The 23,366-nt window shown below is 49.4% G+C and carries 29 protein-coding genes and 1 pseudogene; 8 read left to right on the forward strand and 22 right to left on the reverse strand.

The genetic code is table 11. The annotated features are described in order from the left end of the window. Positions 1-352 precede the first annotated feature (352 nt). Complete coding sequence (locus tag SD71_RS20180; protein WP_041067321.1) at positions 353-532, forward strand: hypothetical protein; 180 nt, start codon at positions 353-355, stop codon at positions 530-532. A 72-nt stretch (positions 533-604) separates the two neighbouring features. Here the strand turns inward: SD71_RS20180 and SD71_RS20185 are convergent, their stop codons facing one another. The 7 genes from SD71_RS20185 to SD71_RS20215 all read right to left on the reverse strand — a co-directional run bounded on the left by SD71_RS20185 (position 605) and on the right by SD71_RS20215 (position 4,929). Then, positions 605-1,360, reverse strand: coding sequence for a class I SAM-dependent methyltransferase (locus SD71_RS20185; protein WP_041067325.1), 756 nt, complete (start codon positions 1,358-1,360; stop codon positions 605-607). A 20-nt stretch (positions 1,361-1,380) separates the two neighbouring features. Continuing rightward, positions 1,381-1,578 (reverse strand): hypothetical protein, encoded by a 198-nt coding sequence (locus tag SD71_RS20190; RefSeq protein WP_041067329.1) that lies wholly within the window; start codon positions 1,576-1,578, stop codon positions 1,381-1,383. A gap of 30 nt (positions 1,579-1,608) precedes the next feature. Next, complete coding sequence (glsA, locus tag SD71_RS20195) at positions 1,609-2,535, reverse strand: glutaminase A (RefSeq protein WP_041067610.1); 927 nt, start codon at positions 2,533-2,535, stop codon at positions 1,609-1,611. Positions 2,536-2,702: 167 nt separating this feature from the next. Continuing rightward, the gene (locus SD71_RS20200) at positions 2,703-3,041 is read right to left on the reverse strand and encodes a GNAT family N-acetyltransferase (protein ID WP_052476450.1); all 339 of its coding nucleotides are present in this window, start codon (positions 3,039-3,041) and stop codon (positions 2,703-2,705) included. Next, positions 3,034-3,957, reverse strand: coding sequence for an aminoglycoside phosphotransferase family protein (locus SD71_RS20205; RefSeq protein WP_041067332.1), 924 nt, complete (start codon positions 3,955-3,957; stop codon positions 3,034-3,036). The genes SD71_RS20200 and SD71_RS20205 overlap by 8 nt, the downstream gene beginning before the upstream one ends. A 2-nt stretch (positions 3,958-3,959) precedes the next feature. Further along, a complete protein-coding gene (locus SD71_RS22645) occupies positions 3,960-4,265 on the reverse strand; it encodes a hypothetical protein (protein ID WP_152619527.1) in 306 nt (101 codons plus the stop codon). Between the two features lie 253 nt (positions 4,266-4,518). Further along, positions 4,519-4,929, reverse strand: coding sequence for a hypothetical protein (locus tag SD71_RS20215; protein ID WP_041067335.1), 411 nt, complete (start codon positions 4,927-4,929; stop codon positions 4,519-4,521). Between the two features lie 134 nt (positions 4,930-5,063). On the opposite strand from SD71_RS20215, the gene SD71_RS24090 reads away from it, so the two are divergent. Next, positions 5,064-5,228, forward strand: a complete 165-nt coding sequence (locus tag SD71_RS24090) for a hypothetical protein (RefSeq protein ID WP_161793424.1) — start codon at positions 5,064-5,066, stop codon at positions 5,226-5,228. Positions 5,229-5,516: 288 nt separating this feature from the next. Here the strand turns inward: SD71_RS24090 and SD71_RS20220 are convergent, their stop codons facing one another. From SD71_RS20220 to SD71_RS20230, 3 genes are all read right to left on the reverse strand, one after another. Beyond that, a complete protein-coding gene (locus tag SD71_RS20220; protein ID WP_041067338.1) occupies positions 5,517-7,010 on the reverse strand; it encodes an amidase family protein in 1,494 nt (497 codons plus the stop codon). Continuing rightward, positions 6,985-7,530, reverse strand: a complete 546-nt coding sequence (locus tag SD71_RS20225; protein WP_041067340.1) for a hypothetical protein — start codon at positions 7,528-7,530, stop codon at positions 6,985-6,987. Before SD71_RS20225 ends, SD71_RS20220 begins: the two co-directional genes overlap by 26 nt. 75 nt (positions 7,531-7,605) lie before the next feature. After that, positions 7,606-8,253 (reverse strand): helicase-related protein, encoded by a 648-nt coding sequence (locus SD71_RS20230; RefSeq protein ID WP_041067343.1) that lies wholly within the window; start codon positions 8,251-8,253, stop codon positions 7,606-7,608. 183 nt (positions 8,254-8,436) lie between these two features. Here SD71_RS20230 and SD71_RS24095 point away from each other — a divergent pair, with 183 nt between their 5' ends. After that, on the forward strand, positions 8,437-8,598 hold the full coding sequence (locus SD71_RS24095; protein ID WP_161793425.1) for a hypothetical protein: 162 nt from the start codon (positions 8,437-8,439) through the stop codon (positions 8,596-8,598). A 99-nt stretch (positions 8,599-8,697) separates the two neighbouring features. Here the strand turns inward: SD71_RS24095 and SD71_RS22650 are convergent, their stop codons facing one another. The 6 genes from SD71_RS22650 to SD71_RS20265 all read right to left on the reverse strand — a co-directional run bounded on the left by SD71_RS22650 (position 8,698) and on the right by SD71_RS20265 (position 16,142). Continuing rightward, a complete protein-coding gene (locus SD71_RS22650) occupies positions 8,698-10,920 on the reverse strand; it encodes a PAS domain S-box protein (protein WP_082034376.1) in 2,223 nt (740 codons plus the stop codon). Positions 10,921-11,035: 115 nt separating this feature from the next. After that, complete coding sequence (locus SD71_RS20240) at positions 11,036-11,977, reverse strand: GNAT family N-acetyltransferase (protein ID WP_041067346.1); 942 nt, start codon at positions 11,975-11,977, stop codon at positions 11,036-11,038. Positions 11,978-12,057: 80 nt separating this feature from the next. Beyond that, entirely contained in the window at positions 12,058-13,293 is a 1,236-nt protein-coding gene (locus tag SD71_RS20245; RefSeq protein ID WP_041067349.1) for an MFS transporter, read from the reverse strand. Then, positions 13,286-14,062, reverse strand: a complete 777-nt coding sequence (locus SD71_RS20250; RefSeq protein ID WP_041067352.1) for a creatininase family protein — start codon at positions 14,060-14,062, stop codon at positions 13,286-13,288. The genes SD71_RS20245 and SD71_RS20250 overlap by 8 nt, the downstream gene beginning before the upstream one ends. A 77-nt stretch (positions 14,063-14,139) precedes the next feature. Next, a complete protein-coding gene (locus SD71_RS20255; protein WP_041067355.1) occupies positions 14,140-14,373 on the reverse strand; it encodes a hypothetical protein in 234 nt (77 codons plus the stop codon). 575 nt (positions 14,374-14,948) lie between these two features. Continuing rightward, positions 14,949-16,142, reverse strand: coding sequence for an acyl-CoA dehydrogenase family protein (locus SD71_RS20265; protein WP_041067361.1), 1,194 nt, complete (start codon positions 16,140-16,142; stop codon positions 14,949-14,951). A gap of 71 nt (positions 16,143-16,213) precedes the next feature. On the opposite strand from SD71_RS20265, the gene SD71_RS22655 reads away from it, so the two are divergent. Next, positions 16,214-16,786 (forward strand): MFS transporter, encoded by a 573-nt coding sequence (locus SD71_RS22655; protein WP_052476453.1) that lies wholly within the window; start codon positions 16,214-16,216, stop codon positions 16,784-16,786. Continuing rightward, positions 16,770-17,489, forward strand: coding sequence for an MFS transporter (locus SD71_RS22660; protein WP_152619528.1), 720 nt, complete (start codon positions 16,770-16,772; stop codon positions 17,487-17,489). The genes SD71_RS22655 and SD71_RS22660 overlap by 17 nt, the downstream gene beginning before the upstream one ends. Here SD71_RS22660 and SD71_RS20275 read toward each other — a convergent pair. Then, positions 17,465-18,220, reverse strand: coding sequence for an NRDE family protein (locus SD71_RS20275; RefSeq protein ID WP_041067364.1), 756 nt, complete (start codon positions 18,218-18,220; stop codon positions 17,465-17,467). The genes SD71_RS22660 and SD71_RS20275 overlap by 25 nt on opposite strands. A gap of 183 nt (positions 18,221-18,403) precedes the next feature. Then, complete coding sequence (locus SD71_RS20280; RefSeq protein WP_041067367.1) at positions 18,404-19,075, reverse strand: hypothetical protein; 672 nt, start codon at positions 19,073-19,075, stop codon at positions 18,404-18,406. A 110-nt stretch (positions 19,076-19,185) separates the two neighbouring features. Here SD71_RS20280 and SD71_RS20285 point away from each other — a divergent pair, with 110 nt between their 5' ends. From SD71_RS20285 to SD71_RS26330, 3 genes and pseudogenes are all read left to right on the forward strand, one after another. Beyond that, entirely contained in the window at positions 19,186-19,422 is a 237-nt protein-coding gene (locus SD71_RS20285) for a hypothetical protein (protein WP_041067370.1), read from the forward strand. Positions 19,423-19,514: 92 nt separating this feature from the next. Beyond that, positions 19,515-20,612, forward strand: a complete 1,098-nt coding sequence (locus SD71_RS20290) for a PRK06851 family protein (protein ID WP_041067374.1) — start codon at positions 19,515-19,517, stop codon at positions 20,610-20,612. A 293-nt stretch (positions 20,613-20,905) separates the two neighbouring features. Next, a pseudogene (locus SD71_RS26330) lies at positions 20,906-21,046 on the forward strand (MYG1 family protein); the annotation flags it as partial. A gap of 71 nt (positions 21,047-21,117) precedes the next feature. Here the strand turns inward: SD71_RS26330 and SD71_RS20295 are convergent. The 4 genes from SD71_RS20295 to SD71_RS20305 are packed head-to-tail and all read right to left on the reverse strand — an operon-like array spanning position 21,118 to position 23,364. Then, positions 21,118-22,041, reverse strand: coding sequence for a sugar kinase (locus SD71_RS20295; RefSeq protein ID WP_041067379.1), 924 nt, complete (start codon positions 22,039-22,041; stop codon positions 21,118-21,120). Between the two features lie 10 nt (positions 22,042-22,051). Then, positions 22,052-22,552: an RraA family protein gene (locus tag SD71_RS20300; RefSeq protein WP_200889630.1), complete on the reverse strand. Its 501-nt coding sequence runs from the start codon at positions 22,550-22,552 to the stop codon at positions 22,052-22,054. Beyond that, on the reverse strand, positions 22,533-22,709 hold the full coding sequence (locus SD71_RS24490) for a hypothetical protein (protein ID WP_200889631.1): 177 nt from the start codon (positions 22,707-22,709) through the stop codon (positions 22,533-22,535). Before SD71_RS24490 ends, SD71_RS20300 begins: the two co-directional genes overlap by 20 nt. A 16-nt stretch (positions 22,710-22,725) precedes the next feature. After that, positions 22,726-23,364 carry a bifunctional 4-hydroxy-2-oxoglutarate aldolase/2-dehydro-3-deoxy-phosphogluconate aldolase gene (locus tag SD71_RS20305; protein ID WP_161793426.1) on the reverse strand — a complete coding sequence of 213 codons (639 nt, stop codon included), beginning with the start codon at positions 23,362-23,364 and terminating at the stop codon, positions 22,726-22,728. Between the last annotated feature and the right edge of the window lie 2 nt (positions 23,365-23,366).

Consider the following 23,366-nt stretch of genomic DNA (forward strand, 5'->3'; position numbering starts at 1 on the left):
ACTTATGGAAACTTAAGAAATACGACCCATTTACCATTTTTCATCCATAAGCCGACATTTTTCACAGTGCTTCACACCCCGCAAAATACAAAAAAATGCCGCAAGCCAGTTCGGCTGCGGCAGTTTTGATATCGAGCTTTTGTCGATTACCTCACACTCGATTCCGGTCATTTCAACGAAGTGAAACGCCTCTTTTCATATCTCTCCTGCGCTTGTCTCAATCGCCGACGGACAACCTTTCATAAAATAAATTAATCTTTAAACAGGAGGTGTATTAAGTTGAGCAAAGACCGGGACAAGGAAGTCAAGATTAGTTATTGGGGCGGTTTCTGGGGGGACTACCCCGTTTGGGATGAACGTCGTTGTGGGGGATACCGCACAAGAGGCTATCGCTACCAGACTAGAGGCGGACGCAGCAGAGGCCGCTCTGAAGGACGCAGCAGAGGCCGCTCTGAAGGACGCTCCGGCGGCCGCAGCAGAGGTCGCAGCAGAGGCCGCAGTAGAGGTCGCAGCGGAGGCTACTGATAATTAACAAATTTTCAGCTCAAAAGGTATTGAAGTTTCCCGTATGCGCGGCTGCATTCGGGCTTTTTCTTTGTCGCGGCTAAATCCCGCCCCAGTACACTTCGGTCTCGTAGTCGAAGAACACTTTCCCGTCTTGTTCATTGCGGTCAAACAGTTTTCGTAACTCAGACATCATCGGTATGTAGTTCTGGTGCCCGGCTTGCGGACTGTAAGAAGAAGACAGCAGCCGTCCTTTTAAGCCGTCATAGTCAAAGATCTGGCGATTGCTGAATCGGGCAGCCTGGAATGAGCCATGTTGGAAAAAAGCCGTGAGATGATCCTGTGAAATGTTCCGGTGATTGACTGCCGCGTAATCTGTGCCGTATGTATGCAGCAGCTTTTCGTATTCAGTCAAGAAAGGAGTGCCGACCGTCAGTCGTGAGTTCCAGACGAGGACAACTTTTCCGCCGGCTCTGAGTATTCGGCGAAATTCTGTTTGAGCGGCTGCAAGATCAAACCAATGAAAGGCTTGCGCACAGACAATAAAATCAACGGAGCCGTCCGGCAGCCCCGTCATCTCAGCAGAGCCGGCAGCAGCGCGAAAGTTCGGGTCGCCTTGCAGCATCTGCTCCGCGTACTCCCTCATTGCCTCATTCGGTTCCACTGCGGTCACATGACTGCAACGCTCCAACAGCAGCTTCGTAAAAATACCTGTTCCCGCACCGATATCCGCGATCTCGGAATGGGAGGCAAAGCCTACAGTTTCATACAGATAGTCTATCGCTTCCTTCGGATAGCCCGGCCGGTATTTCACATAATGATCGACTCGATCGGTAAACCGTTCTTTACTGTTCACTGGCTCGTTCCCCTCATCAGTTAATCGTTATTGGGCGTTCCATTTGGAGAAATCTCCGGCGGCGTCTCGGGCGGAACCTCCGGCGTGACATTTGGTTCAACCTCAGGCGTTACTTGCGGATTTACTTCCTGTGTTGTTTCCGGCTTCACTTCCGGCGGACTGTCCGGCTTGATTTCCGGCGGACTGTCCGGCTTGATTTCAGGCTGTTTATCAGACATTAGGAACACCTCCTGCTTCTATTTACACTTCTAAAAAATACTCCAATCGAACTCGGAAGACAACCTTTCTAACAGGTGAACGCCCGCGACACTGTTGCCTTTGCGGTTAAGGGCCGGACCGACCACACCGATCCCGTACCGTCCGGGCACTATCGTCATGATTCCGCCGGACACGCCGCTTTTGGCCGGAAGTCCCACTTCGATTGCAAATTCACCGGACGCGTTGTACATCCCGCAAGTGATCATGAAAGTTTTGGCAATTTGTACAAAACGGCGGGGTATGAGCGATTCCCCGGAAATAGGGTCTACGCCGCCCGACGCCAGAAGCACAGCCATTCGCGCCAAATCCGCACACGTAACCTCTACCGCGCAATGATGAAAATACACGTCGAGCACATCTTCCACGTCGTCCATTAACACGCCGTTTTCCTTAAGAAAATAAGCTAATGACCGGTTTCGATGCCCTGTATCCGACTCCGAACGGTACACCGCGTGATTGTAATCCAAACTGTCGTTGCCTGCTATCCGTCTGAAGAAATCGAGTACGCGGGCTTTTTTGTCGTTCGGACCGTCTCCCGCAATCAAGGAAGAAACAACGATCGCCCCGGCGTTGATGAACGGGTTGAACGGTATGCCCGGCTCGACCAGCTCCAGCTTGAGCATGGAATTGAAATTATCCCCCGAAGGCTCTTTGCCGACTTTAGAAAAGACCGCATCCTCCCCTCGATCCATGAGCGCCATTATAAGCGTAAATACCTTGGAAATGCTCTGCATGGTGAACAACGTGCCGCAATTCCCCGCCGAGACGGAGTCACCTTCGATACTCGTGATGTGAATACCCAATGCCTCGTGCGGCGAGTGAGACAGCTCCGGTATGTAAGCGGCGACCTGCCCATGGTGCGCAAGCTTTTTGCTTTCTTCGACCCAGTCGGCAAGTACTGCTTTAAGATGATCCATTTCCGTAATAGGCAAGTTGTTCCTTCCTCCTGCGTCCGTAGTCAGATCCCGTCATTATTGTTTACCAAAGCCCATATGATGAGTTGCGTTCGGATATAGCGGCGTGGCAGCAAAACCGAGAGAACGATAAAACAGATCAGCGACCAGATTATCCGTGTTAAGCACGATTACCCGATAGTGTTCTGTGCTTCCTGAATGACTGCTTGCATCAAGCTTCTGCCGATTCCATGCCTTCTGAATTTCTTTGACACATAAAGTCTCCGTACACGGCCGACATGCTTACCTTCAACATAAGGATCAATATTTAAGCCGCATATTCCAATGATTCGTTCATTGATCACTGCCGCAAAAAGCGCCTCACCCTCATTGGAAAAAGTATTTCTCCCGCTCGCAAACTCTTCGAATAACCGTTTAATATGACGATGTCCCTCGCTTAAGCTCTCTTCCAACAGATGCGATATGTCCGAATGATCTAAGCTGACCTTATCAATATAAAACTCATCCATTAGTCGTTACCGATCGTGATCGTAAGTTGTCAAAGATCATTGCCATCTCAAGGGAAGAGTCGGCGCTGCCGGCATTGTCCTCTACACACCACCATGCTGACAGAATCGAGTGGCAAAAAGCCCAGGAAAGAATTCTGTCTTTTCGCAGCTGAAGCTCATTCGCAAAAATATCAACCCGGCGTTCGGTGATACGCGATTTATCAGAGTCAGGCAAGTTATTCAGTAAGAAGGAGATCACCTCATATTCTCTCTCCCCTATCAAGCCCTTGGGATCGATCGCCAACCATGGCTCCCTCTCTGCCGATAGAATATTTTCGTGATGCAAGTCGCCATGCAGCAAGTGGGGGTCTTTCATCGTTGAAATAAGCTCGGGAAAATAAAGTTCAGCTTTTCTCACCAGGCGCTCCGGTAAAGGACCCGTGCCGCCGTCGAAGCGTTGTCGCAGATTGAGAAGCCCCTGAGACCATTGCTGAATAGTCGGAAATACCCCAAAGTGAGATGTCGAGGCCGGTTTATGTAATTTTTTCATTACGCCCGCTGCGATTCGCGTCGCCTCTTCATCATTATGTATGGTCTTCAACGTTTCGCCGGGATTCAATCGCTCAAGCAGCATAATGCCCCGATCAGAATCATAGTCCATCAGTTCTGCAATCCCGCTGCCTCTGTACGCAATGAGCGCTTCCTTCTCCGTAATAAACTCCTTGCCGGGAACGCACAGTTTTAATACAGCCTGCCGGCCATCTTGTAGTATTACCGGCGCCGCAAAATTAAAGGATAGCGGAAAAGGCTCCATCACTTTAAGAGACCATTTCCACTCGCAATACCAGATCAGTTCGTCGAAGTTTGCCAGCCACTGTTCTCCGGCGTCCTGATGAACGCCTTTAATCGTATTTATAAATTTATCCGGTAAACGCATGCTCATCCTCCGAATACGGTATATGCGAGCCAGCCGATCACACTATACACGGGAATACTCGTTGCGAAGGCCAATAGTCGCTTGGATTTCTTAATACATAGTGCAGAGGCGATATAGCACAAGGGAAATACCAGCCCCCAGACCATGAACTTAGGCGTGGCCGCAAGATACAGGGACATCGGAATAATTAAAAAAGCGGCAACGAATAACGACAGGGAGCTTTTGCACAGAATCCCTGCAGCAGAGCAAATAATCGAAGCGATCATCAAAGGCCAGAAAAACAGTGTTATGACAAATGCGATCATCATTAGCCCCCTGCGCATGCCATTTATCGCGTTATTTTGTGCTGATCGTATCGACTTCCAACCGGGAGAACCAGAACGTCGGATCTTCTTGACCAGGCTCAAGAATAAGGATGCGTTACCTATTCTCGTCGATCTCAACGATTGTTCCCAGCAGAGGTTCTCCAAGCTTTAGGATGTCATAGCTAACCATTCCCGGGTCAATGATCTTTTGAAGCCTCGTCTTTGCAGCAGCCTCGCTAGTATCAGGTATTGTTATTTAAATCTTATTCCCTATCACGTCAATGCCGGAGGAATATATATTGAGCTCTTCATGGAGATTCTGATCAAGCAGCAGCTGCTGTGCCGCTTCCAATTGTTGAATAGTATATTTTACATTCATTAGCTTATATGAACCCGGCACGAACAGTTCGGCAATTTCGGCTTCGATCCGTTCGTTCAGGGCCACAACGTTTACGTAAAGCAGACCGTCTTGCAAGTAAATATCGCCATTCGGAATATTCTTGGCTGCAAGATAGCTTCTCATTTCTCCAGGTTGACTGGGGCGTCTCGAATCGAGATGCGGCTTGCTTTCCAACTCAGCTCCTTGCTTGTCTGGTGATGCTCCACAGCCGCCAAGAATAACCGCTGCAAGAAGGATCGTCAGCCAACGCCATGTCCTATCATTCATTCCTTCACAACTCCTTTCCTCACATGTTCAAACGAATGACACGCCTGACAAGTTGCGGACCTTGGCTGCAATGTATAATTGCTCCTGTCCGTCCACAAACTACCGTCAGCGCGCAAACCGAAGGGGGAATTGAAATGAGTGATACCGATCAGACGATGGATGAGCTCATGGGTGGACCGGGAAGTCCCAGGCCGGATGTATCGTCCCGACGCGACCCGGAGAAGCTGAAAGAGCCGCAGAATGAAGACGCTCCGCCCTTCGCGTCTATACCGCCCTTTGACCCGGGACAGAGCAAGTAACCGAAGCAGACTGCGCAGTCCCGAAATCAAAAGATTGCAAAGCGACCCACGGTTCTCGTGGGTTATTTTATTACCATACTTTTTATCGTTGTGAGAGAACGCGAAAAAACCATGAGAGACCAGACGCAGTCTCTCACGGCAAGCATCGAACAGCCACCATACGCCCAAAATGTCCGTAAAAACCGAGCGCGCTCACCCAACACACCCTTGATGCGGACAAAATGGGCGTATCAGCACATTAAAATCCGTTATGCTGCAGCAGATTGGTTTGTAACAGTTGAACGCTCCTTAATCCAACTTAGGCGGGAAACGATGCTTGGTTGCTTGCTCAAACCCATAAGCAATCTTGATCAATGTCGGTTCGCTGTATTCGGTGCCAACGAACGTTATGCCTTGGGGCCCTTTTGACGTGCGGCCATCCTCCGAAATGACACCGGTTGCGGCATAACCTCCAGGTACTGTGATTACCGGGTAACCGGCTCTCGCCGCAAGATCAGCGCCTTCCTCATTTCCAAGAAACAACAATGCGTCCAGTTGATGCGCTTGAAGAACGTGATCTATACCCTGGCTGCGAGATATCTCGATATTTTTCGTTTTACTGTCCAGATACTCTTGTTCAGTTAATGTTCCGCTTGTTTCCTCAGAACGAATCAATATGTCCTGACCGTACTTCAAGGCTCTTTCGGCGTATCTTTCATTAAACGCAATAACATCCGCCAATGAATGAACGGGCACGGCTTCAGGCAGCCCGGCTAAATAGTCGTTCAGATTTTTCTTGAATTCATATCGCAAAACCTCCCAATCCCATTCCGTATTTTCGCAGAAGGGAAGCTGCACGGGATCGACGATCGTAGCACCTTTCTCTTTCAGAGTTCGTATAGCTTCTTCAACTATGGCGAGCCTGGCCTCATCCAAATCTTTATAATAAAATCTCGGAATTCCAATTCTTGCCTGCTGTAAAAAACTTGCATCTAAAAATTGCGAGTAATCGCGATAAGAACGACCCACACTTGATAATGTCGCAGGATCACGCTCATCCACACCGGTTAATGCGCCTAAAATAATCGCTGCGTCTGCGACTGTTCTCGCCATCGGTCCCGCAGAATCTTGACTATGAGTTATGGGAATAATGCCTGATCGACTGACCAACCCAATAGTAGGCTTGATGCCCACAAGAAAGTTCTGGCTGGCCGGGCTGATGATGGATCCCGATGTTTCCGTCCCGATCGCAGCGACTGCCAAGTTGGCGGCGATCGAAGCGCCGGATCCGGAGCTGGAGCCGCCGATGAACAGCTCTCCCGGGCCGTATGGATTTAGAACAAGTCCGCCTCTTGAGCTATACCCCGACCACATTGTGCTCGACATGTAATTGGCCCATTCCGTCATGTTCGCCTTACCGAGTAAAACGGCACCTGCCGCCCGGAGCTGTGCAGCAACAAAAGAGTCCTCCGGAGCAATCGATTCCGCCAAGGCCAGGGAGCCGGCGCTCGTATGCATTTTGTCATGCGTGTCGATATTGTCCTTCAGAAGAATAGGAATGCCATGAAGCGGGCCGCGGCTGCCTTTCGCTTGCCGTTCCTCATCCAAGCTTCTTGCCATTTCAATTGCATCCGGATTGATCTCCAGCACAGAGTTGATCTTCCGATCATATTTGCGAATCCTCTGTAAGCAGGCTTGGACTAAATCTTCCGAGCTCACAATTCCCTCTTGCATAGCCGTCTGCAGCGCTGAAATATCCTTTTCTACTATCCATTCCTCAATTTCTAACGGTTTTTCTATCATTATTTGTCTCCCCATCCGAACTCTGATCTCCGCCTAAATAAGTTTGCCACATAAATAGCTCACGGTAGAATTCAAGCAGCTCCGTTTCCTTTTCCCTGATGATGGAGGAAAGCTCCTCAATCCGAGCTGAAGCTTCTTGCACATCTTCATTATTCAGCGTCGACTCTTCTATTCCTGCTTCAACACTGTCCTCGAGGGTCTGTGTGTCTTCTATGTACAAGTCGTCCGATTGACAGCCGAAATGCTCATTCGCCCATCGGTCGGCGGCCCTCAAGCCCTCCTTCCGATAAAGGTTTGTGAATGCTGTGAATATAGCGTTTATCGTTTGACGCCGTTCAAAGCTTAGCACACCGAGTCCATTCTTGGCGTACGATACAGCGAGCATGAGCTGAAAATCATTCAATTTGCCGCGTGCTTTCTCGACCCTTTCAATCTCGCCTATAAAAACCGGGTATACGGATTGGAACAATTCGATCTCCGTCATCATTTCTTCAACGGTTATGAGGGATGGATTTTGCACCTCGCCACTTCCTTTTTAATAAATTACTGAGCGCGAGCAATCGCTTCCACCGCGCTGAAAAAAAGGTCGACAGCGTTACACTGTCGACATCGCACCTTTTATGGGTTGGTTCTGCTCCATGCATTCCCGGTAATCGAATTCGTCGATTTTGCCGGCTGTCATCAGATAGTAGATGCCTGCGTCTCTATGCTGCGAAGTCTGTCTCGCTATACGGTTATTGCGCTGCAGGATTTCAGGATATCTGGCGGGGTAATCATAGTGAATCAAGTGGTTGGCCGCTGTCACATCCAGCCCCGTATTGACCGCGTCCGTGAGAAGCAGAGCAGTGGATTCCGGCACCTTGTTGAAACGGTCGATCATCTGATTGGCTTCATGGATGGACAGCTGTGTGCTGATCATGAGGACGCCTTTCAATTCCTCGTCCTTCGTAAGCTCCTCTAACAGTTGGGAGACCACAGCATTCGATTTCGAGATGACAATCGCTTTTTCCCTGGCCTCGCGTACCTGCTTGATAATCGATTTCAGCATGTTCAACTTCTGCGGATTCTGGTTGCAAAGCATAGCCATTTTATCTTTTATAGCCATCACTTGCTTTTTCTCTTGTATGGAGGAAGCCCGGCTGTTTCGCTCAGAGGCCGTAAAGTATTCGTACATCAGTTTCAAATATTCGGTTTCATATTCAGGTTCCAAAGCTACGACGATCGGGTTTTCGGTAACATTCATACTATGCAACCTTCCTTTCCTACGTTCGTTTATTTATGATACCCATTCTCCAACTCAAACGGCAAGGTTTTATGATTGGGAATGTCGTATATAAGAAATTTCTAATCGGTTTTGCTGGTTGGCAAACAATGCCTGCGGGTAATTTTTGGTCTAAGGAAGATCTCGTTAAAGGAGGTTTTTTCATTGATTTATACTCATGAACATTTGTTATTAACGGATGATGAGCAGACGGTCGTTCATATAGGTTGGGAAGCGGCATCGGAAAAACCGGATCAAGATATTCCGGGCGGCACTAACTCCATAGATGTTACGTACTTCGCTGACGCAAAGGTTGTTGGAGATTAATGTAATCGTTTTATGTACACCACGTTTTTCCAATATTGTTCCTAAGAAGATCATCTTTATACCAAAAAGACTGCCGATTGGCAGTCTTTGTTGTGTGCTTTAAAATTGATTGCGGCTTAGGTTATCGGTTTTAAGTTGATCGCGGACGAGCGGCAGACTTACGTTAACGGTCGTTCCCCCGCTCTCCCTGTTCGTGAATGAAATCGTTCCGTTATGAGCCTCAATGATTTTGTAGCACATCATCAGCCCAAGCCCGGTACCTTTCTCCTTGGTCGTATAGAAAGGCTCTCCCAAGCGGGGAATCCGATCTTCGGGTATCCCGACACCTTGGTCGGAAATGCGAATGATGATCTCATCATGCCAGGAAGCCGTCAGCTCGACAGTTAGAATACCGCCTTGAGGCATCGCTTCCATTCCGTTTTTGATGATATTGATGAACACTTGCTTAAGCTCGGTTTCCGAACAATGCACCGGCATCTCAGCCGCGTCGAAAATAGTCAGATATTCGACTTTTTGCAGAAGCGCCTGCGGCTCCAGCAGGATCAGAACATCGACGAGCATTTGCCTGAGATTTTTTCTTTGAAAATGGCTGACTTGAGGTTTCGCAATAATGAGCAACTCACCCAGAATGTTATTGATGCGGTCCAGCTCCGAGAGCATAAGATCGTAGAAGCTGTCCTTTTCCCGGTGCCCGCCGCGAAGCAGCTGAAGAAAGCCGCGCAGCGATGTGAGCGGATTGCGGATCTCATGAGCCAGCCCTGCCGCCAGATGGCCGACGACGTTCAACTTGTCCGCTTTGCGCAATATTTCTTCGGCCTTCTTACTCTCTGTAATATCCCTTGTAAGTCCGGTGAAACCGAATACGCGCCCTTCCTTATCTCTTACCGTTGCCAAAGTTAAACAGACTGTAAGCAGCTTCCCATCCTTCCGCAAGCGCTCCGTTTCCAAATCTACGACAGTCCGGCCAGCCAGCAGCTGCTCTCTCAGATGCCGTGATTCGTCCCTCACATGATCCGGAAATATAGGCATAGGCTTACCCTGCAGCTCATCGTTCGTCCATCCGTATAAAGCCTCATGTGCGGGATTCACCCGAATGACGTTGCCATTCGTATCAAGCAAATCGATGGCGGTCGGTGAGCTGATGAAGAGAGATTCGAACTGTTCTTTGGCTTCAACCAGCTCGCGCTCGGCTTTCTTCCACTCTGTTATATCAACGCAGGAGGCTATAACTTCGTGGATGATTCCATCCTTCTTGATCGAGCGCAGAGATGCCATATACCAGAGGCTTCCGCTGCGTCCCTCGTAGACAAGATCTTCTCCCTCCCACGCCCTTTGGTAATAGCTCTCTTTCTCCTTGGCCCGATCGGCGGGCATAAAATCGTACAGCGTTCGGCCGATAATTCTGTCGGGGGAAAGCCCCATTCGATACAGCAGTTCGCCATCGCATAAAGTATGAATAAATGCACCATTAATTCGTTTGTATTTAAAAGTGAAGCCTTGCTGGTTTCGCACCGTTTCCCGCAGCTCTAGTTCCGCTTCGTGTTTCCACTCAGATTGACGCTTAATATCCGTGATATCACGAGCAATGATATATAGGCCGACCACGGACCCGTCGGTAATGATGGGGACGTTCTTCACGCCCAATTCCACCACGATACCGTCTTTATTGCGCATACATGCCTCATAAGCCACCGGAGATTCCAATGGGGTTTCCGAGTACAGCTCCCACAACTTATCAGCCTGACCTGTTGCCAATAAGGTGCGGCTGTCACGCCCGATAAGTTCCTCGCAGCTATACCCCGTCAATTGTTCCGCTGCAGGATTCGCGGTTAAGATAAAGCCGTTCAAACATACGGTAAGAATCATCGCAGGGTTATGTAAAATAAGAGATTGGTTCCGCTCATTGTTCGTACGTTCAGAACGCTGTGCCGCTTCTTCCACGCTTGTCTCCCGGGCGTATATAAGCAGAAATAACGGCTCCGCCGAGGAGCCGCGTATCAGTTGAGCCGATAATTCCACTTTGACAGTGGTGCCGTCCTGTCCGAGGATATGGACCAAAATCGGAACAGCGGAAGCAGTCTCAATAACCTGCGTCTGCAAGTGACGATAGACGTTCCGATCCGCCGGATCCAGAAGCTCCTCGAATAGCGGATAGTTGTCGCCATTGTCATTCGAGCGGCCGGTTAGTTCGTCCAGAGCACGATTGGACTTGCTTATCTTACCGTTACAATCCACAATGGCTATCCCGATCGGAGCGTGCTGGAACGCCATAAACATAGACACATCTTGCAATTGGCCACCTAGCGTGGATTGTATTTCCATGGTGAGCGTACACCCATCCTAAGCGAGAGGATTATCAATCGTTTACCTATCAATTCTAGATAATAAAGCAAATTTTGTAAACGATATCGTTCGATAGTTTCCGCCTTCGTGTCGATTAATCCAGCAGACAGCGGTATTCATGTCGTATTGCGAACTGCTCGTAGCCATATCTTATGAATGCGTTTGCCATCGGAAAGTTGTTAAGGTCGGTGTCCGCGCGAATGATATTTGCTCCGGACTCGAACAGAGTTCTTGTTCCCCGGTCGAGCAGCACATCAATATAGCCTTTACCCCGCTGCTCCGGCACCACTCCGATGTATGCGATTGTAGCGTAAGTCGGATTTTTCGCCGGCATTACTAAGCCAATCAGGTTTCCTTCCGGAGTATAGGCCAACTGCCACCAGTGAGATTCAACATCCATCTGCTGCAGATCCCTAAATAAGTCCAGGGCATGCGCCGCATGGCCTAATCGATGCTGCTCATCTTGCTCTCTCTGGTCCAGGATATTGATGCCCACTCGTTCGATGGCCTCAATAAATGCCGCTTCGCCTGTCTCTTGTAAAGATTTGAATATGCAGTCTTTCTCTAAAGCTAATGGAAGTTCTTGATGCTTGTATTCAAAACGATAAGTCTTACGTAATAGCCGGAAACCGACGTGTTCCAGCAATTTAATCCGTTCTTCGGCGTTGTTCTGCCATTGCGGCGCCATAGCGGGGCCGTCTAACACATACTCTGCATTCGCCGTACCAAGATCACGCATATCTGCAAAGCAGCGCTGAAGCAACGCGGTGCCGACAGACATGTAACTGCTCTTCTCCCAAGGCAGATCCAACAGGACGATCGCCTGTGGTGTCCTTGATTTCGGCAGTGACCAAAAAGCGACCCGGCCAAGCATATGATCATTTTCTTCCACAACATAACACCATTCGGTGCGGATCGATCCGGCAGCAAGCATCTGTTCAAGGTATCGTCTAGTGTCATCACAATGGCCGGTGTCACTTCCGATATGGATAAACTGCTCCAATTGACTTGGCTGAATAGGATGAACGGTCATCATATCGTTGACGTTCCCCTCCGATCTCCATAATTTTGATGTAACCATCTAAAATAATTTAAGTAGTTACATAATGGAGTTTATTACAGATTTAACCGGATGTCTACACTGTCCGGATCGATTCCTTTTGTTTCTTTACCGAAGAACAAGACAGTGATAGCTCCAATGATAATAGTGACGAAAAATATCGTAAAAATGGTTGTCATCGGCGTGTCTTGGGCGACTAGAATACCCACAAGATAGGGTCCGATCACACCGCCGATGCGTCCGACCGAAGCGGCAAGCCCCACACCGGTGGATCGCACCGACGTCGGGTAAAGCTCCGGGGAATAAGCATACATGGCTCCCCATGCACCGAGGTTGAAAAAGGATAAGCAGCATCCCGCGGCAATAAGCATACCTGACGTGTCGGCGTTGCCGAACCATATGGCGCTGGCTGCAGTCAACAGCAGGTAAGTGACGAGAACAAACTTGCGTCCGAACTTCTCAACCAGGTAGGCGGCGGTAAAATATCCGGGAAGCTGGGCGATGGACATAATGAGAACGTATTGGAAGCTCTTCACGAGGTCAAAGTCTTTATAAATCATGATGACTGAAGGCAGCCATAAGAACATGCCGTAGTAGGAAAAGACGACAGTGAACCACAATACCCATAACGTTATCGTGGATTTACGGAAGTTCGTTGACCACACGGCTGCAAGCCGCTGCCTAAAAGATAACTTTGCCGCAGATGTTCGGTACCTCGGAGATTCCTGGATGGCTCTTCGCAGATATAAGGCATACAATGCCGGCAGCGCACCGATCACTAGTGCCATCCTCCAGCCATATTCGGGTATGACGAAGTAGGCGATCACCGCCGAAACGATCCAACCGCCGGCCCAGAAGCTTTCCAGGAGGACAACTGCCCGCCCGCGATCTTTAACAGGTACCGACTCGGATACCAATGTGGAAGCCACCGGCAGCTCCCCGCCAAGTCCGAAGCCGGCCACAAAGCGCAGCAGGCATAAGACAAAGAAACTCGTTGCCAGCGCAGACAAACCGCTTGCCGCACAGAAAATCAGAAGCGTCCAGATGAGAACGGACCGGCGCCCGTACTTGTCCGCGAAAGCGCCGGCAAAAGCTGCCCCTGCAGCCATGCCAAGCGAATTAATGGCTGAGATCAGCCCCACTTGCTGTGGGCCTAGGTTCCAGTCGGCAGCGACAGCGGCAATGACGAATGCCACCATTCCCACTTCCATGGCATCGAATAGCCAGCTGAGTCCGGCGCTGAATAGCAATCTGCGTTGTGCGGGTTCACGTAATAGAGTTGCTTTACTCATGGTATGGGTTCCTTTTCCTTGTCAAATTTTTGAGACGATACGACTCTTCAAGCACTTCTTTCAGTCCTGCACATTTATTATCGATAAAGCTCGTCCAAAAAATCTTCCCCTTTTCAGCCAACTCTTCTGGAGTATGTATTCCCGGCTCGTAATGGCCCCAGCACCCGTCAGAGGTGAGCTTTTCCCAACCCATGAAATCGGCGTATTTACGGCTCTCAATCGGTATGTCAGACCCCATCGGCTCAAGGTGAACAAGCTCCGGACATAACCATAGTGCAGTACATACGGACAGCAGACCGCCATGCAGTTCATTAAGTTCGTCAAACTGAGCAGCGGCCATTGCTTTCTCCCAAGCTTGATGATTATGGTGAGCGTGTATAAGCAGAAGATCGGAGTATTTGTAGTTGAAATGTTTGATAAATGCCGCTTCCCAATATGAACCGCCGTGACCGCTGCATAGAACAAATTTCTTAAATCCTTGCCTTGATAGATTAATCATAATCTCCTCGAGCATCGCGGTAAGCACATTAGGACTTACAGTTACAGTACCCTTGAACCCGGCGTGTTCTTCAGAAGTGTTGAATGGCAGAACGGGAAGGACATAGGCGTTAAGCGCTTTTCCGTAGGCTTCGGCATATTTTTCTGCAATAAGTGAATCTAAATGCATAGGAAGAAACGGACCGAATTGCTCGGTAGCCCCTACTGGAATAATAGCGGTTTCGGTTCCGCTTTCCGAGAGTTCGGATGTTGTATTTTTATAGCTGAACATATTACTCCTCCAGTAAATGGTTATGCCTTCATTATACTCGACCCACAACGGGTGAAGATGCGAGAATAATATAGCCATCACAGGCTGCTCCGGCGGAAATAATCCGTCAGGGGCAGCCTGTTTGCATAAGCGGCCAATAAAAAAAAGCAATCATCAGATTGCTCTCTGTTCGCCGTTCGATTATCTAGCAGCCGGTGATAGGTCTTTACCTCGATTCGGCTGGAGGCAGCTTCAAATTTCTCTTTGAGGTCCTTATATTGCTCCATTTCTTCCGGAGTCAAGAAGACAGTAGTTTTGATGTCATTCTTCATATAAAACCCCTCCTTGTCCCTATATTACCCAGTTTTTTGCTGAACGTCAAACTGATCTTGCTCAGCTTCAGCATTTCTTTTGGCGCTGCTCACAACCCTGTTGGCAAGTGAAGTAAGAGTCGCTCCGCCAGCGATACCGGATACAATGGAAAGGTATGAGATTTGGTACCAAGCCAAGCTTTCATACATGTTGAACACCGCGATTGGGCCTGCAATCACACCGAGCACAAGCGGCTTAATCAACCCGTATATCAGATGCTTAGCTTTGACATTTTACCACATTTTTCATAGCGGGCGTACGCCTTTCTTTCTTTCGGAACTAGCATTTCTCAATAGCTTCATAACTCTTTGTTGATAGTTATTTACCTCTATTACTGTTGTGGCTTCAGCAATCCGTTTTAAATACCCTTTATATTCAAGCATCTCATTTGCGTTTAATGAACTTTGATTTTGTTCGTTGAGGGGGATTTGTTAATCGACAATCAGACACCTCCTGTCTCGTCTACCAAAATATATTCCAAATCGAACATGAGAAGACCCTTGATGGGCTCAAGGGTCCGATGCTTTCCTATCCGTTATTCGTTCGTGCCCATTACTTCCTGAATGGCCCGCTCGGCCAATGAACGAATCACGGTGTCTTCCATAGGAGGATTATGCAGACCCGCACGAACATCCCGGTAATACCGTTCGAGCGGCAGGGAACGGGATAAGCTGGCTCCCCCGACGATTCTCATCGCTTTATCGACAATTGAAAGAGCGGAATTGGTCGCCAGTTTCTTGGCTATACCCAGCTCGGCTCTCAGCAGAGACCGTCCCTCCGGAACTCTGTCCCAGCGATCTGCCAGCGAATATAGGTAGGTTCGTGCGACGATCAGCTGTTCCTCCATTTCCCCGATTAGCTGCCGGATGTGGGGAAGCTCGGCTATAGGACCCGGTAAACTGTTCGGTCTGTAGCCGCCGGCAAACCGTATTGCATACTCGCGCGCAGCGTAAGCGATACCCAGGTAACACGCGGGAATATGCAGCAGCCAGCCCGCCCCGTCATCGACAGCCGTCCGGCTCTGTCCCTGCCCGAAACTTGTAATCAAATGATCGCTTGGTACAAACACCTTTTCTAAAATCACGTCATGACTGCCGGTTGCTCGCATTCCCAGCGTGTTCCACGTTTCTTCGATTCGCACCCTTTCGTCTTTCCTTACCAGAAATTCAGCGACGAAGTCGGTGTCCTCCATACTTGCAGTGACGATAAATTGGTCAAGGATCGGACTCAATGTACTGAACGTTTTCCTGCCGGTAATGAACCAGCCTCCATCCGTCTTGACGGCGGTCGTGTGCGGTTTGCCGCCCCGGCTGGGGCTTCCCGTCGCCGGCTCGCTGGCGAAGCTGTTGATCATAGCCCCATGGTGCACGACATCATGGCAGAGCCGCTTAAACAATGCGGGCGGCCAAGAACGTACCGTGCGCCAATGCAGGATCAGCCCGACATGCCAGCCTGCGGCGAGGGCCGTGGAGCCATCTCCGCGAGCAATCCGTTCTTGCGCGAGCAGCATCTCATAGAGAGAGCGTCCATCGCCTCCGAATTCCGCCGGAACGGTGAGCTTGAGATATCCTTCTTTCCTCATGAGCTCGAAATTTTCGAACGGGAATGATCCTTCGATATCGTGCTTCGCCGCTTTCTCTGCGAACGCCGCGGCCATACGCTCAGCACGCGCCGCAATATTCTTTTCCTCCGGGGTACGGATGAAAGGATCGTGAATTGCCGTTGTCATTTTCATACCCCCTTCCAGAAGTTATAATGATAGGCAGGCTTAATAGACTTTGATAGGGGCATCGGCGGAAAATGCGCAATTATATGCAATCGATGATAGGGGACTTATCTCCGGGAGTTCGCCGTTTTATAGGTACTGAGAGTTTGTTCGGCATAGGTGCCGGCATTCTGGCGTTGATTCTGAATCTGCATCTCCTGCAGCTAGGCTTTAACGAGAAAGAGATTGGACAAATCACCTCCCTCGGAGCGCTGGCTACGGGACTTTTAAGCTTGCCGGCAGGATTTCTGATCCGAGTGACAGGGCGGAAACCCATGCTGGTGTTCGGGATGGCCGCAGCCGCCCTCAGCTTGATCGGATTCGGAACAGCCGCTTCGACGCTCGGGGTGACAGTCTGCCAACTCGTGTGGTCGCTAGGGATGACTGCCATCGTCACCTCGGAAATTCAATTGATTTTCGAATATTGCCGGGACAAGAGAGAGGAGACCACAGCCTATTCTCTGCTCTTCGCGGTTTTCACATTATTTACCGGGATCGGCACACTGTTAGGCGGTTTGCTTCCGAATTGGCTCGGGGGAACCACAACTGTATATCAGTATTCCTTTTTTTGCAGCTGCCGCATGTTTTGCGTTGGGTTCCATACTTAGAGGCGTGCTGCTTCCTGCGGGAAAAGCTTCCGATGCAAAAACAGCGGCAAAGAAGTCGACAAGTGCAAGACTGACACGCGGCGCTGCGGGGACAAAGAAATCATACTCCACTCTGTTCGTCCTATGTGCCATCATATTTATGTCCGGGGTATTGTTCGGCTTGCTCAACCCTTATTTGAACGTAATACTCAAGTACCGGTATGATTTGAGCGACAGCGCCATCTCGCTCGTGTTGACACTGTCGGGGTTCTTCTTGTTTCTGGGCTCTCTGCTTGTGCCATACTTACTCGAAAAAGCCGGCATCCGGCGAGCATTCGGCCTCCTGTTTCTGTGCAATGCTTTGTTCGCTTTCCTTCTCGCGCTTGCCATGCCGGCACCCGTCTTTTCTGTCCTACTGCTGCTTCGAGGCGGATTGTTCTCCATGTTGAGCAACGTACTCGACAGCGAAGCGATGTCCGCAGTGCCGGAAGCAGACCGCAATCTGTTTGCGGGCATGCGCAACATCTCCCGAAGCGCAGGCAACTCATTGGCGGCGTATGCTGCCGGCTTGATTCTGGCGGAATCCGATTACAGTACGCCGTTCATACTTACCGGCACGATGCTCGTGCTCGGTTACCTGATCTATCTCTGGTCGGCGCAGCGATCTTGGAGCGGCGGGCTTCACAGTCAGCGGCAGAGTTATAATTTTATTTTATATTGCTGATCATTCAGCCCATCCTTAGAGTACACCCGTTCCGTAAAGATCATTTCTTCATCGCTCATCAATAAAACGGACGAGCTCCTCGTTCCATATCGATCACTCGCAATAAAAATTGGAGACAGGATGCGCTCCCATTCCAGAGTCACACCTGTTTTCGGAAGCATTTCGTCAGAGACCGGATCATCCCTTCGCAGAAGGGCTAACAGTTGATCGATGATAGAGTCATCATTCCGATCTACAATCCATGAAAGCTCCTCTTTTCCTGCCTTTACCTTCGGCCACTCGGAGTTTAACAGGTGATTGCTCACCCCAAAAATCCCTTTTTCCAGCTGTTGAACCTTATTCTCGATATTGGAGTAGTAGTATAGCTCCTCTGTATCGCCTGCCAGTAAATTGTAACCCGGATATAAATGACGTTTTTTTGCCGCTTCATTCATGTAAGAGCCGGGAGTCTCTTCTTTCTTCAAAAAATCTGCGACCAACTCACCGCGGGAACGCTGCCCCTCCGTTATTTCCTGAGGATTCCGGTAGTTAGTTAGAAATGCGAAACGCCCGGTTGTCGTGATTCCCATCCATGTACCCATCTTGAGTAAGTCTCTGCCGGCAAGAATGTGCGGATGATCCTCCCAATAATGAACGGGTTCGGTCGGTCGGTTGTAAAATTCATCGCGATTGGCAGCAACAATAAGCTTGAATTTCTTATGCGCGTGATAAGCAAACAATATGAGGCACAATTTCAGATCCCAGCTTTCCTGATTTCTTGGCTGTCACCTTTTTTGCCTTTCGAGCCGGTCCAGTCTCTCCTCTATTTTAGCCAATCTCCTGTGAATTCTATAAAACATAGGTACAAAACACAGTACGATAAATACACCGCCCCACACAGCTGCATTGTTCATGGATTACACCCTTTCACACATTTATTTGTTCTTTTCCAAAACTGTACTTTGCATATGAGTGACTAGAGCGGTCAAAGGATTCAGAATCCTTACATTCATTTCGGCTTCTACGTGTCGCGCTGCGTCCACCATGGACAATTGAGCGACGGAAATAACTTGGTTCGGGTTCGTAAGCGTTAGACCTTGTATGTATTTTGAAATCTCCGTATCGTACGCTTCCTTGTTGCCCTGCATGATCAGATCGAAAGTATTTTCAATGACACGCACCTCCACTTTAATGGATTTCCCATGTCGACGCGCATATTCATCAAGCCTTTCCATCGTGCCGGCAACAGTGGCAGGATTCGTGAACAGGAGGATTTGCGGTTCTTCCACATCGCAAACGCCGCCAAAGAACGGCTCGTCGATCTTGATGACGGGAACGGTCAATGGAAGCTGTACACCTTGTAACAGTGCGATGTAATTCGTGCAGGTAATAAGAACGGCATCCACATCAGACTGCGAAATCCACTCCAGCTGGGAGGCAACCCTCTCTTGAATTCCCGTAAAATGTTGATTTCCGGCCGAGGATATGCGGAACATCAGTCCGGGATCCACAAAGTGAACCAGCTCCACATTTTCGTCGGTCAATTCTTTTTCTATATACCCGATATTTGAATAATGAGCATGCAAACAGCCTATTCTTGTCTTCATCTGCGAACCGCCTCGTAAGTTTTTATTAATTGTATCATACGGGCTAATGCCCGGACCGTATGGGCGTTGTGCCATACAATATGAATAAAGACCCAGAGAGGAGATATGACATGCAGCTGTATTGCGATCTTGTTCCCATCCCGATGTACACGCTCGAACATCACCTCTACTATAAACAAGTCTGTGAATGGTATTTGGATATGGAGACAAACAAGCAGCACTTATGGGCGTTTCACTTCGATCGAACGAATCATTTTGACAGATGGGTGAAAGAAAGAGAACATCCATTTCCCGAGACAGCGCATGAACAAGAGGACAAAAGCAGGCCGTTAGTGGTCGTGGCCTGACAGCTCCAATAGGCGTTAACAGGAGTGGGCAAACACCCAAAACGGCGGCATGCATATAATGCGATACATCGATTTCAAGGGAGTGTTGCCATATGACCGGAACCGCCCGTCATTTTTTTGCCCGAGGCAATACGGCACACGGTGTCCATTATCTATACCATTCCGCATTTCAAGGGCTGTCTAAAATGGTTGTCCTTACTGGTTGGCCGGGAACGGGTAAGTCGACGGCAATTCGCGGGTTAGCGGACGCCGCGATAAACCAAGGATGGAGCGTGGAATTATTCCATTCCCCGTTAAATCCGGATGAACTTGACGCCTTGATCATTCCCGGGCTGAAGATCGGAGTCGCGGATGGAACCGTATGCGAAGGACTTCCATCTTCAAGCAGCGTGGAAACTGTGTATCTTGAATTTGGGAACGCGTTGAACCGGAGTCTTCTGTCCGAGGAGACTGTGGAACAAGTTGAGACGCTTCAGGAACAGCTGCAAACCTACTATGGTAAAGCTTATGAATCGTTCTTGTCAGCATTGCGGGTACACGATGAATGGGAGAAATTTTACATTGAGGCAATGGATTTCGATAAGGCGGATGAACTGGTGCACGAGCTGGTTGACTCCTTATTCGGAAGCCGGACGGTAAGCCAGAAAGCATCCGTACGCCATCTCTTTTTCGGAGCAGCGACACCAAGAGGCTCTGTCGATCATATTCAGAATCTTACAGCAGACCTCGGCAGAAGGATTTTGCTTAAGGGACGTCCCGGTTCCGGAAAATCGACGCTGCTCAAACGTCTGGCCGCTGCAGCCGAGGCCCGGGGCTTCGATGTCGAAGTGTTTCACTGCGGCTTTGATCCGAACAGTCTTGACATGCTGATTTTCCCGGAAATCGGTTCCGCCATCTTCGACAGCACCGCCCCTCACGAATATTTCCCCAAGAGGGACAGTGACGAAATTCTGGATATGTACGAACGTCTAATCGTACCCGGAACCGATGAACGGTTCGCTGAAGAACTGGAGCCGATCAAACAACGGTACTCGCAAAAAATGAAAGAGGCTATTGCCTATTTGGAAGAGGCTCGGCAGTTGGACGGACGGATCAAACGGTTCTATACGGAAGCCACTGACTTTACTGTTGTTGATAGATTGAACAACGAGCTGCGGCAAACGGTTGACGAGTCAGCATCGATCCGTTAGCAGCCAGCATGCTGAGCAAGAAAGACTGAGACCGTTAATATTAACGTTCTCAGTCTTTCTGTATGACCGCCGCACCCTGAGCAATTGTTTAACGGGCCTGGCGCCCGCTAACAGCTCTCACACTCGCAAAGACTGTCTCATAACGGGCCGCAGGCACGTTATCTGTCCCGCATTCTTTATTGATATTGCTAATAAATCAAAACAATACATATTCCAAAACGACATGGAAAGAACTTACAATTCAAAAAGGAGGTTTTCAGGCAAGAAAGGCTTTACCATAAGCCTGGGCGGGTAAGCAAGACGAGGAACTTAGCGAAATCACAGGCATTCATGATGCAACCTTCTGCTTCACGGGACGGTTTATTGCGGGAGCTCGATCATTCGAGAACATAATGAAAATGGCCCGGCTCGCTGTAGAAGCAGAAGAAGAGTGAGAGCTTGCATCTGTGGGCGCATCCAAAAATAAAGGGACAGAGCAATCAATCAGCTCGTCCCTTTTCTTCTTCTATTGCTGTTTCATTAGAAATGCTTCAACAGTCTCTTGATCAGGGATCGGCGCCACTGCCCCATACCCCGTTGTCGAAATGGCCGCAGCAGCATTGGCGTACCGCGCAGCTTCCGGCATTGAAACGCCCTTCAGCATCTGGGAGAGAAATGCGCCGTCGAACGTATCTCCCGCACCGGTTGCATCCACGGAATTCACTTGAAATCCGTCGATCCGGTGACGTTCATCGAAGGTGGCGACCAGTACGCCCCGTTTTCCCAGCTTTAGAGCTATGCGCTTAACTCCCATCTGCAAATAATGATCCACAATCTGATCTTCATCCTGAAGTCCGGTAAGCTGTTCGGCATCTTCATAGCTCGGCATAAAAACATCGGACAATACCGCCGAATTTTCAATAACGGCCTTCGCTTGAGCAAGCGGCCAGAGCTTCAGCCGAAGATTGGCATCATATGAAACCATGACGCCGTTCGAACGGGCAATATGAATGGCTCGATTAATCGCGTCGCAGCTGCTCTCGCTTATCGCTTGGCTGATTCCAGAAACATGCAGAAGCTTGGTTCCCTTTATCATGCTCTCGCTTATTTCATAGGCATTCAGCAAACTGGCGGCGGATCCTTTGCGATAATACGTAAACTGGTGCCCTTGGTCGGTATGGGTAACAAAATAAATGCCTGTCGGAGCCTTGGGATCTCGAATCACCAGTTTTGTGTCAATGCCTTCATGCTGCCATAGTTCCATAAACCGGTCTCCGAAAACATCCTGTCCCAGTCGCGTAAAATAACCTACTTTCGCCCCTTGCCTGGATGCGGCAACCGCAAAATTCGACGTATCACCTCCCAAACCGGGCAAGTAAATATTGCCGCGATGAGGATCGCGAATCTCGCTGAACTCCATCATCGGTTCCCCAATGGCGAGAATATCCATACGGTCACTCCTAAATTCGGTTATACTTCTTGATGCCTTCGCGCAGCGATTTTGTTTCTCTGATGTACTTCGCTTGTTCCGCTTCTCTTTGTTCGATTTCAAGAGCTCTTTCCAATACTTGATCGACATGCTTTTGAGGTACGACGACAACCCCATCGATGTCCGCGACAATCAGATCGCCTGGATTTACAGTCACGCCGCCGCATTCAACAGGAACATTCATGGCTTCCGTCTTATACCGTCCCAGCGTCGTTCCAGGAGATACGCTTCGGGCGTAGACAGGGAAACCATAGTCGCGTCTGATCTCGGTTACATCGCGAACGCCGGCATCAAGCACGGCTCCTGCAAGATTGTTTACGTATGCGCCGGCCGTCATCAAGCCTCCCCATACGGCAACATTGCGGTCGCTGCCTTCCACGCCGATGACGATTACGCTGCCCTCTTCAGACTCATCAATCGCATCGAGTGCAAGTACCGGAGGCAATACTTCGTTAGTAGGCACTTCTTTCACGGTAACCGCCGGTCCGACGAATTTTTTTATTATTGATTTGAGGCTTAATTTCAAAATCCATATAGCCTGTTTTGCCTACAATCTGATCAACGGCATCCGCTACAGAAGCTGTGGTAACCAGACTGAACTTCTCGATCACATTTTTGGAATAAACCATGATGTACCTCCCTCAATTACGTTTCTATTGATTGTAAATACTTCCTCCCCAGTTCGATAAAGCTCGCGGGATCATTTTCTATCAAAGCCGTGTTTACCAGATCGCTGCCTACGCCGACGAAGGATGCGCCTGCCTGGAAGTAGTCGCCTATATTATGCAGATTTACTCCGCCTGTCGGAACGAGCGGAATGGAAGGAAACACAGACCTCAGTGACTTCAAATAACCGGGGCCGCCCATGGAATGCGCCGGAAAAACTTTAATGGCCGCGCTCCCTCGATTCCATGCCGTATAAATTTCGGAAGGTGTCAGTCCGCTTAAAATACACAGCACATTCGCTTCTTTGCACAACTCGGGCACATGATCCGCCAGAACAGGCGAAATGATGTATTTCGCGCCCGCCTCAATGCATGCTTGCGCTTCCTTGGCATTCAATACCGTGCCTGCGCCGACCAGAACATTTTCTTGCGCGGAAAATTGCTTGATGAGCTCTACCGCTCCCGGCACGGACAATGTGATTTCTGCTGTATGAAAGCCGGCATTCAGGAGTAGACGGACTGCGTTGTAAGCCAGCTCGGTGGAGCTTGTTCTGATTACGGGAACGATTCGACAAGTAGAGAGCTGAGTTAACATGTCTGAAACCACGTTTCCTTGCAACC

This window comes from Cohnella kolymensis (genome assembly GCF_000829465.1).
Taxonomy (GTDB): Bacteria; Bacillota; Bacilli; order Paenibacillales; family Paenibacillaceae; genus Cohnella; species Cohnella kolymensis.

Bases quoted from the DNA above. Each gene is read 5' to 3' on its own strand.
- SD71_RS20285 (WP_041067370.1), top strand. From the start codon at position 19,186: ATGCAGCTGTATTGCGATCTTGTTCCCATCCCGATGTACACGCTCGAA.
- SD71_RS20280 (WP_041067367.1), bottom strand. From the start codon at position 19,075: ATGAAGACAAGAATAGGCTGTTTGCATGCTCATTATTCAAATATCGGG.
- SD71_RS20190 (WP_041067329.1), bottom strand. From the start codon at position 1,578: ATGTCTGATAAACAGCCTGAAATCAAGCCGGACAGTCCGCCGGAAATC.
- SD71_RS22650 (WP_082034376.1), bottom strand. From the start codon at position 10,920: ATGGAAATACAATCCACGCTAGGTGGCCAATTGCAAGATGTGTCTATG.
- SD71_RS20290 (WP_041067374.1), top strand. From the start codon at position 19,515: ATGACCGGAACCGCCCGTCATTTTTTTGCCCGAGGCAATACGGCACAC.
- glsA (WP_041067610.1), bottom strand. From the start codon at position 2,535: ATGGATCATCTTAAAGCAGTACTTGCCGACTGGGTCGAAGAAAGCAAA.
- SD71_RS24090 (WP_161793424.1), top strand. From the start codon at position 5,064: ATGAGTGATACCGATCAGACGATGGATGAGCTCATGGGTGGACCGGGA.
- SD71_RS20245 (WP_041067349.1), bottom strand. From the start codon at position 13,293: ATGAGTAAAGCAACTCTATTACGTGAACCCGCACAACGCAGATTGCTA.
- SD71_RS20295 (WP_041067379.1), bottom strand. From the start codon at position 22,041: ATGGATATTCTCGCCATTGGGGAACCGATGATGGAGTTCAGCGAGATT.
- SD71_RS20205 (WP_041067332.1), bottom strand. From the start codon at position 3,957: ATGCGTTTACCGGATAAATTTATAAATACGATTAAAGGCGTTCATCAG.
- SD71_RS24490 (WP_200889631.1), bottom strand. From the start codon at position 22,709: ATGGTTTATTCCAAAAATGTGATCGAGAAGTTCAGTCTGGTTACCACA.
- SD71_RS20265 (WP_041067361.1), bottom strand. From the start codon at position 16,142: ATGACAACGGCAATTCACGATCCTTTCATCCGTACCCCGGAGGAAAAG.
- SD71_RS20200 (WP_052476450.1), bottom strand. From the start codon at position 3,041: ATGGATGAGTTTTATATTGATAAGGTCAGCTTAGATCATTCGGACATA.
- SD71_RS20215 (WP_041067335.1), bottom strand. From the start codon at position 4,929: ATGAATGATAGGACATGGCGTTGGCTGACGATCCTTCTTGCAGCGGTT.
- SD71_RS20240 (WP_041067346.1), bottom strand. From the start codon at position 11,977: ATGATGACCGTTCATCCTATTCAGCCAAGTCAATTGGAGCAGTTTATC.
- SD71_RS22655 (WP_052476453.1), top strand. From the start codon at position 16,214: ATGCGCAATTATATGCAATCGATGATAGGGGACTTATCTCCGGGAGTT.
- SD71_RS20220 (WP_041067338.1), bottom strand. From the start codon at position 7,010: ATGATAGAAAAACCGTTAGAAATTGAGGAATGGATAGTAGAAAAGGAT.
- SD71_RS20255 (WP_041067355.1), bottom strand. From the start codon at position 14,373: ATGAAGAATGACATCAAAACTACTGTCTTCTTGACTCCGGAAGAAATG.
- SD71_RS20230 (WP_041067343.1), bottom strand. From the start codon at position 8,253: ATGAATGTTACCGAAAACCCGATCGTCGTAGCTTTGGAACCTGAATAT.
- SD71_RS20180 (WP_041067321.1), top strand. From the start codon at position 353: ATGAACGTCGTTGTGGGGGATACCGCACAAGAGGCTATCGCTACCAGA.
- SD71_RS22645 (WP_152619527.1), bottom strand. From the start codon at position 4,265: ATGATGATCGCATTTGTCATAACACTGTTTTTCTGGCCTTTGATGATC.
- SD71_RS20250 (WP_041067352.1), bottom strand. From the start codon at position 14,062: ATGTTCAGCTATAAAAATACAACATCCGAACTCTCGGAAAGCGGAACC.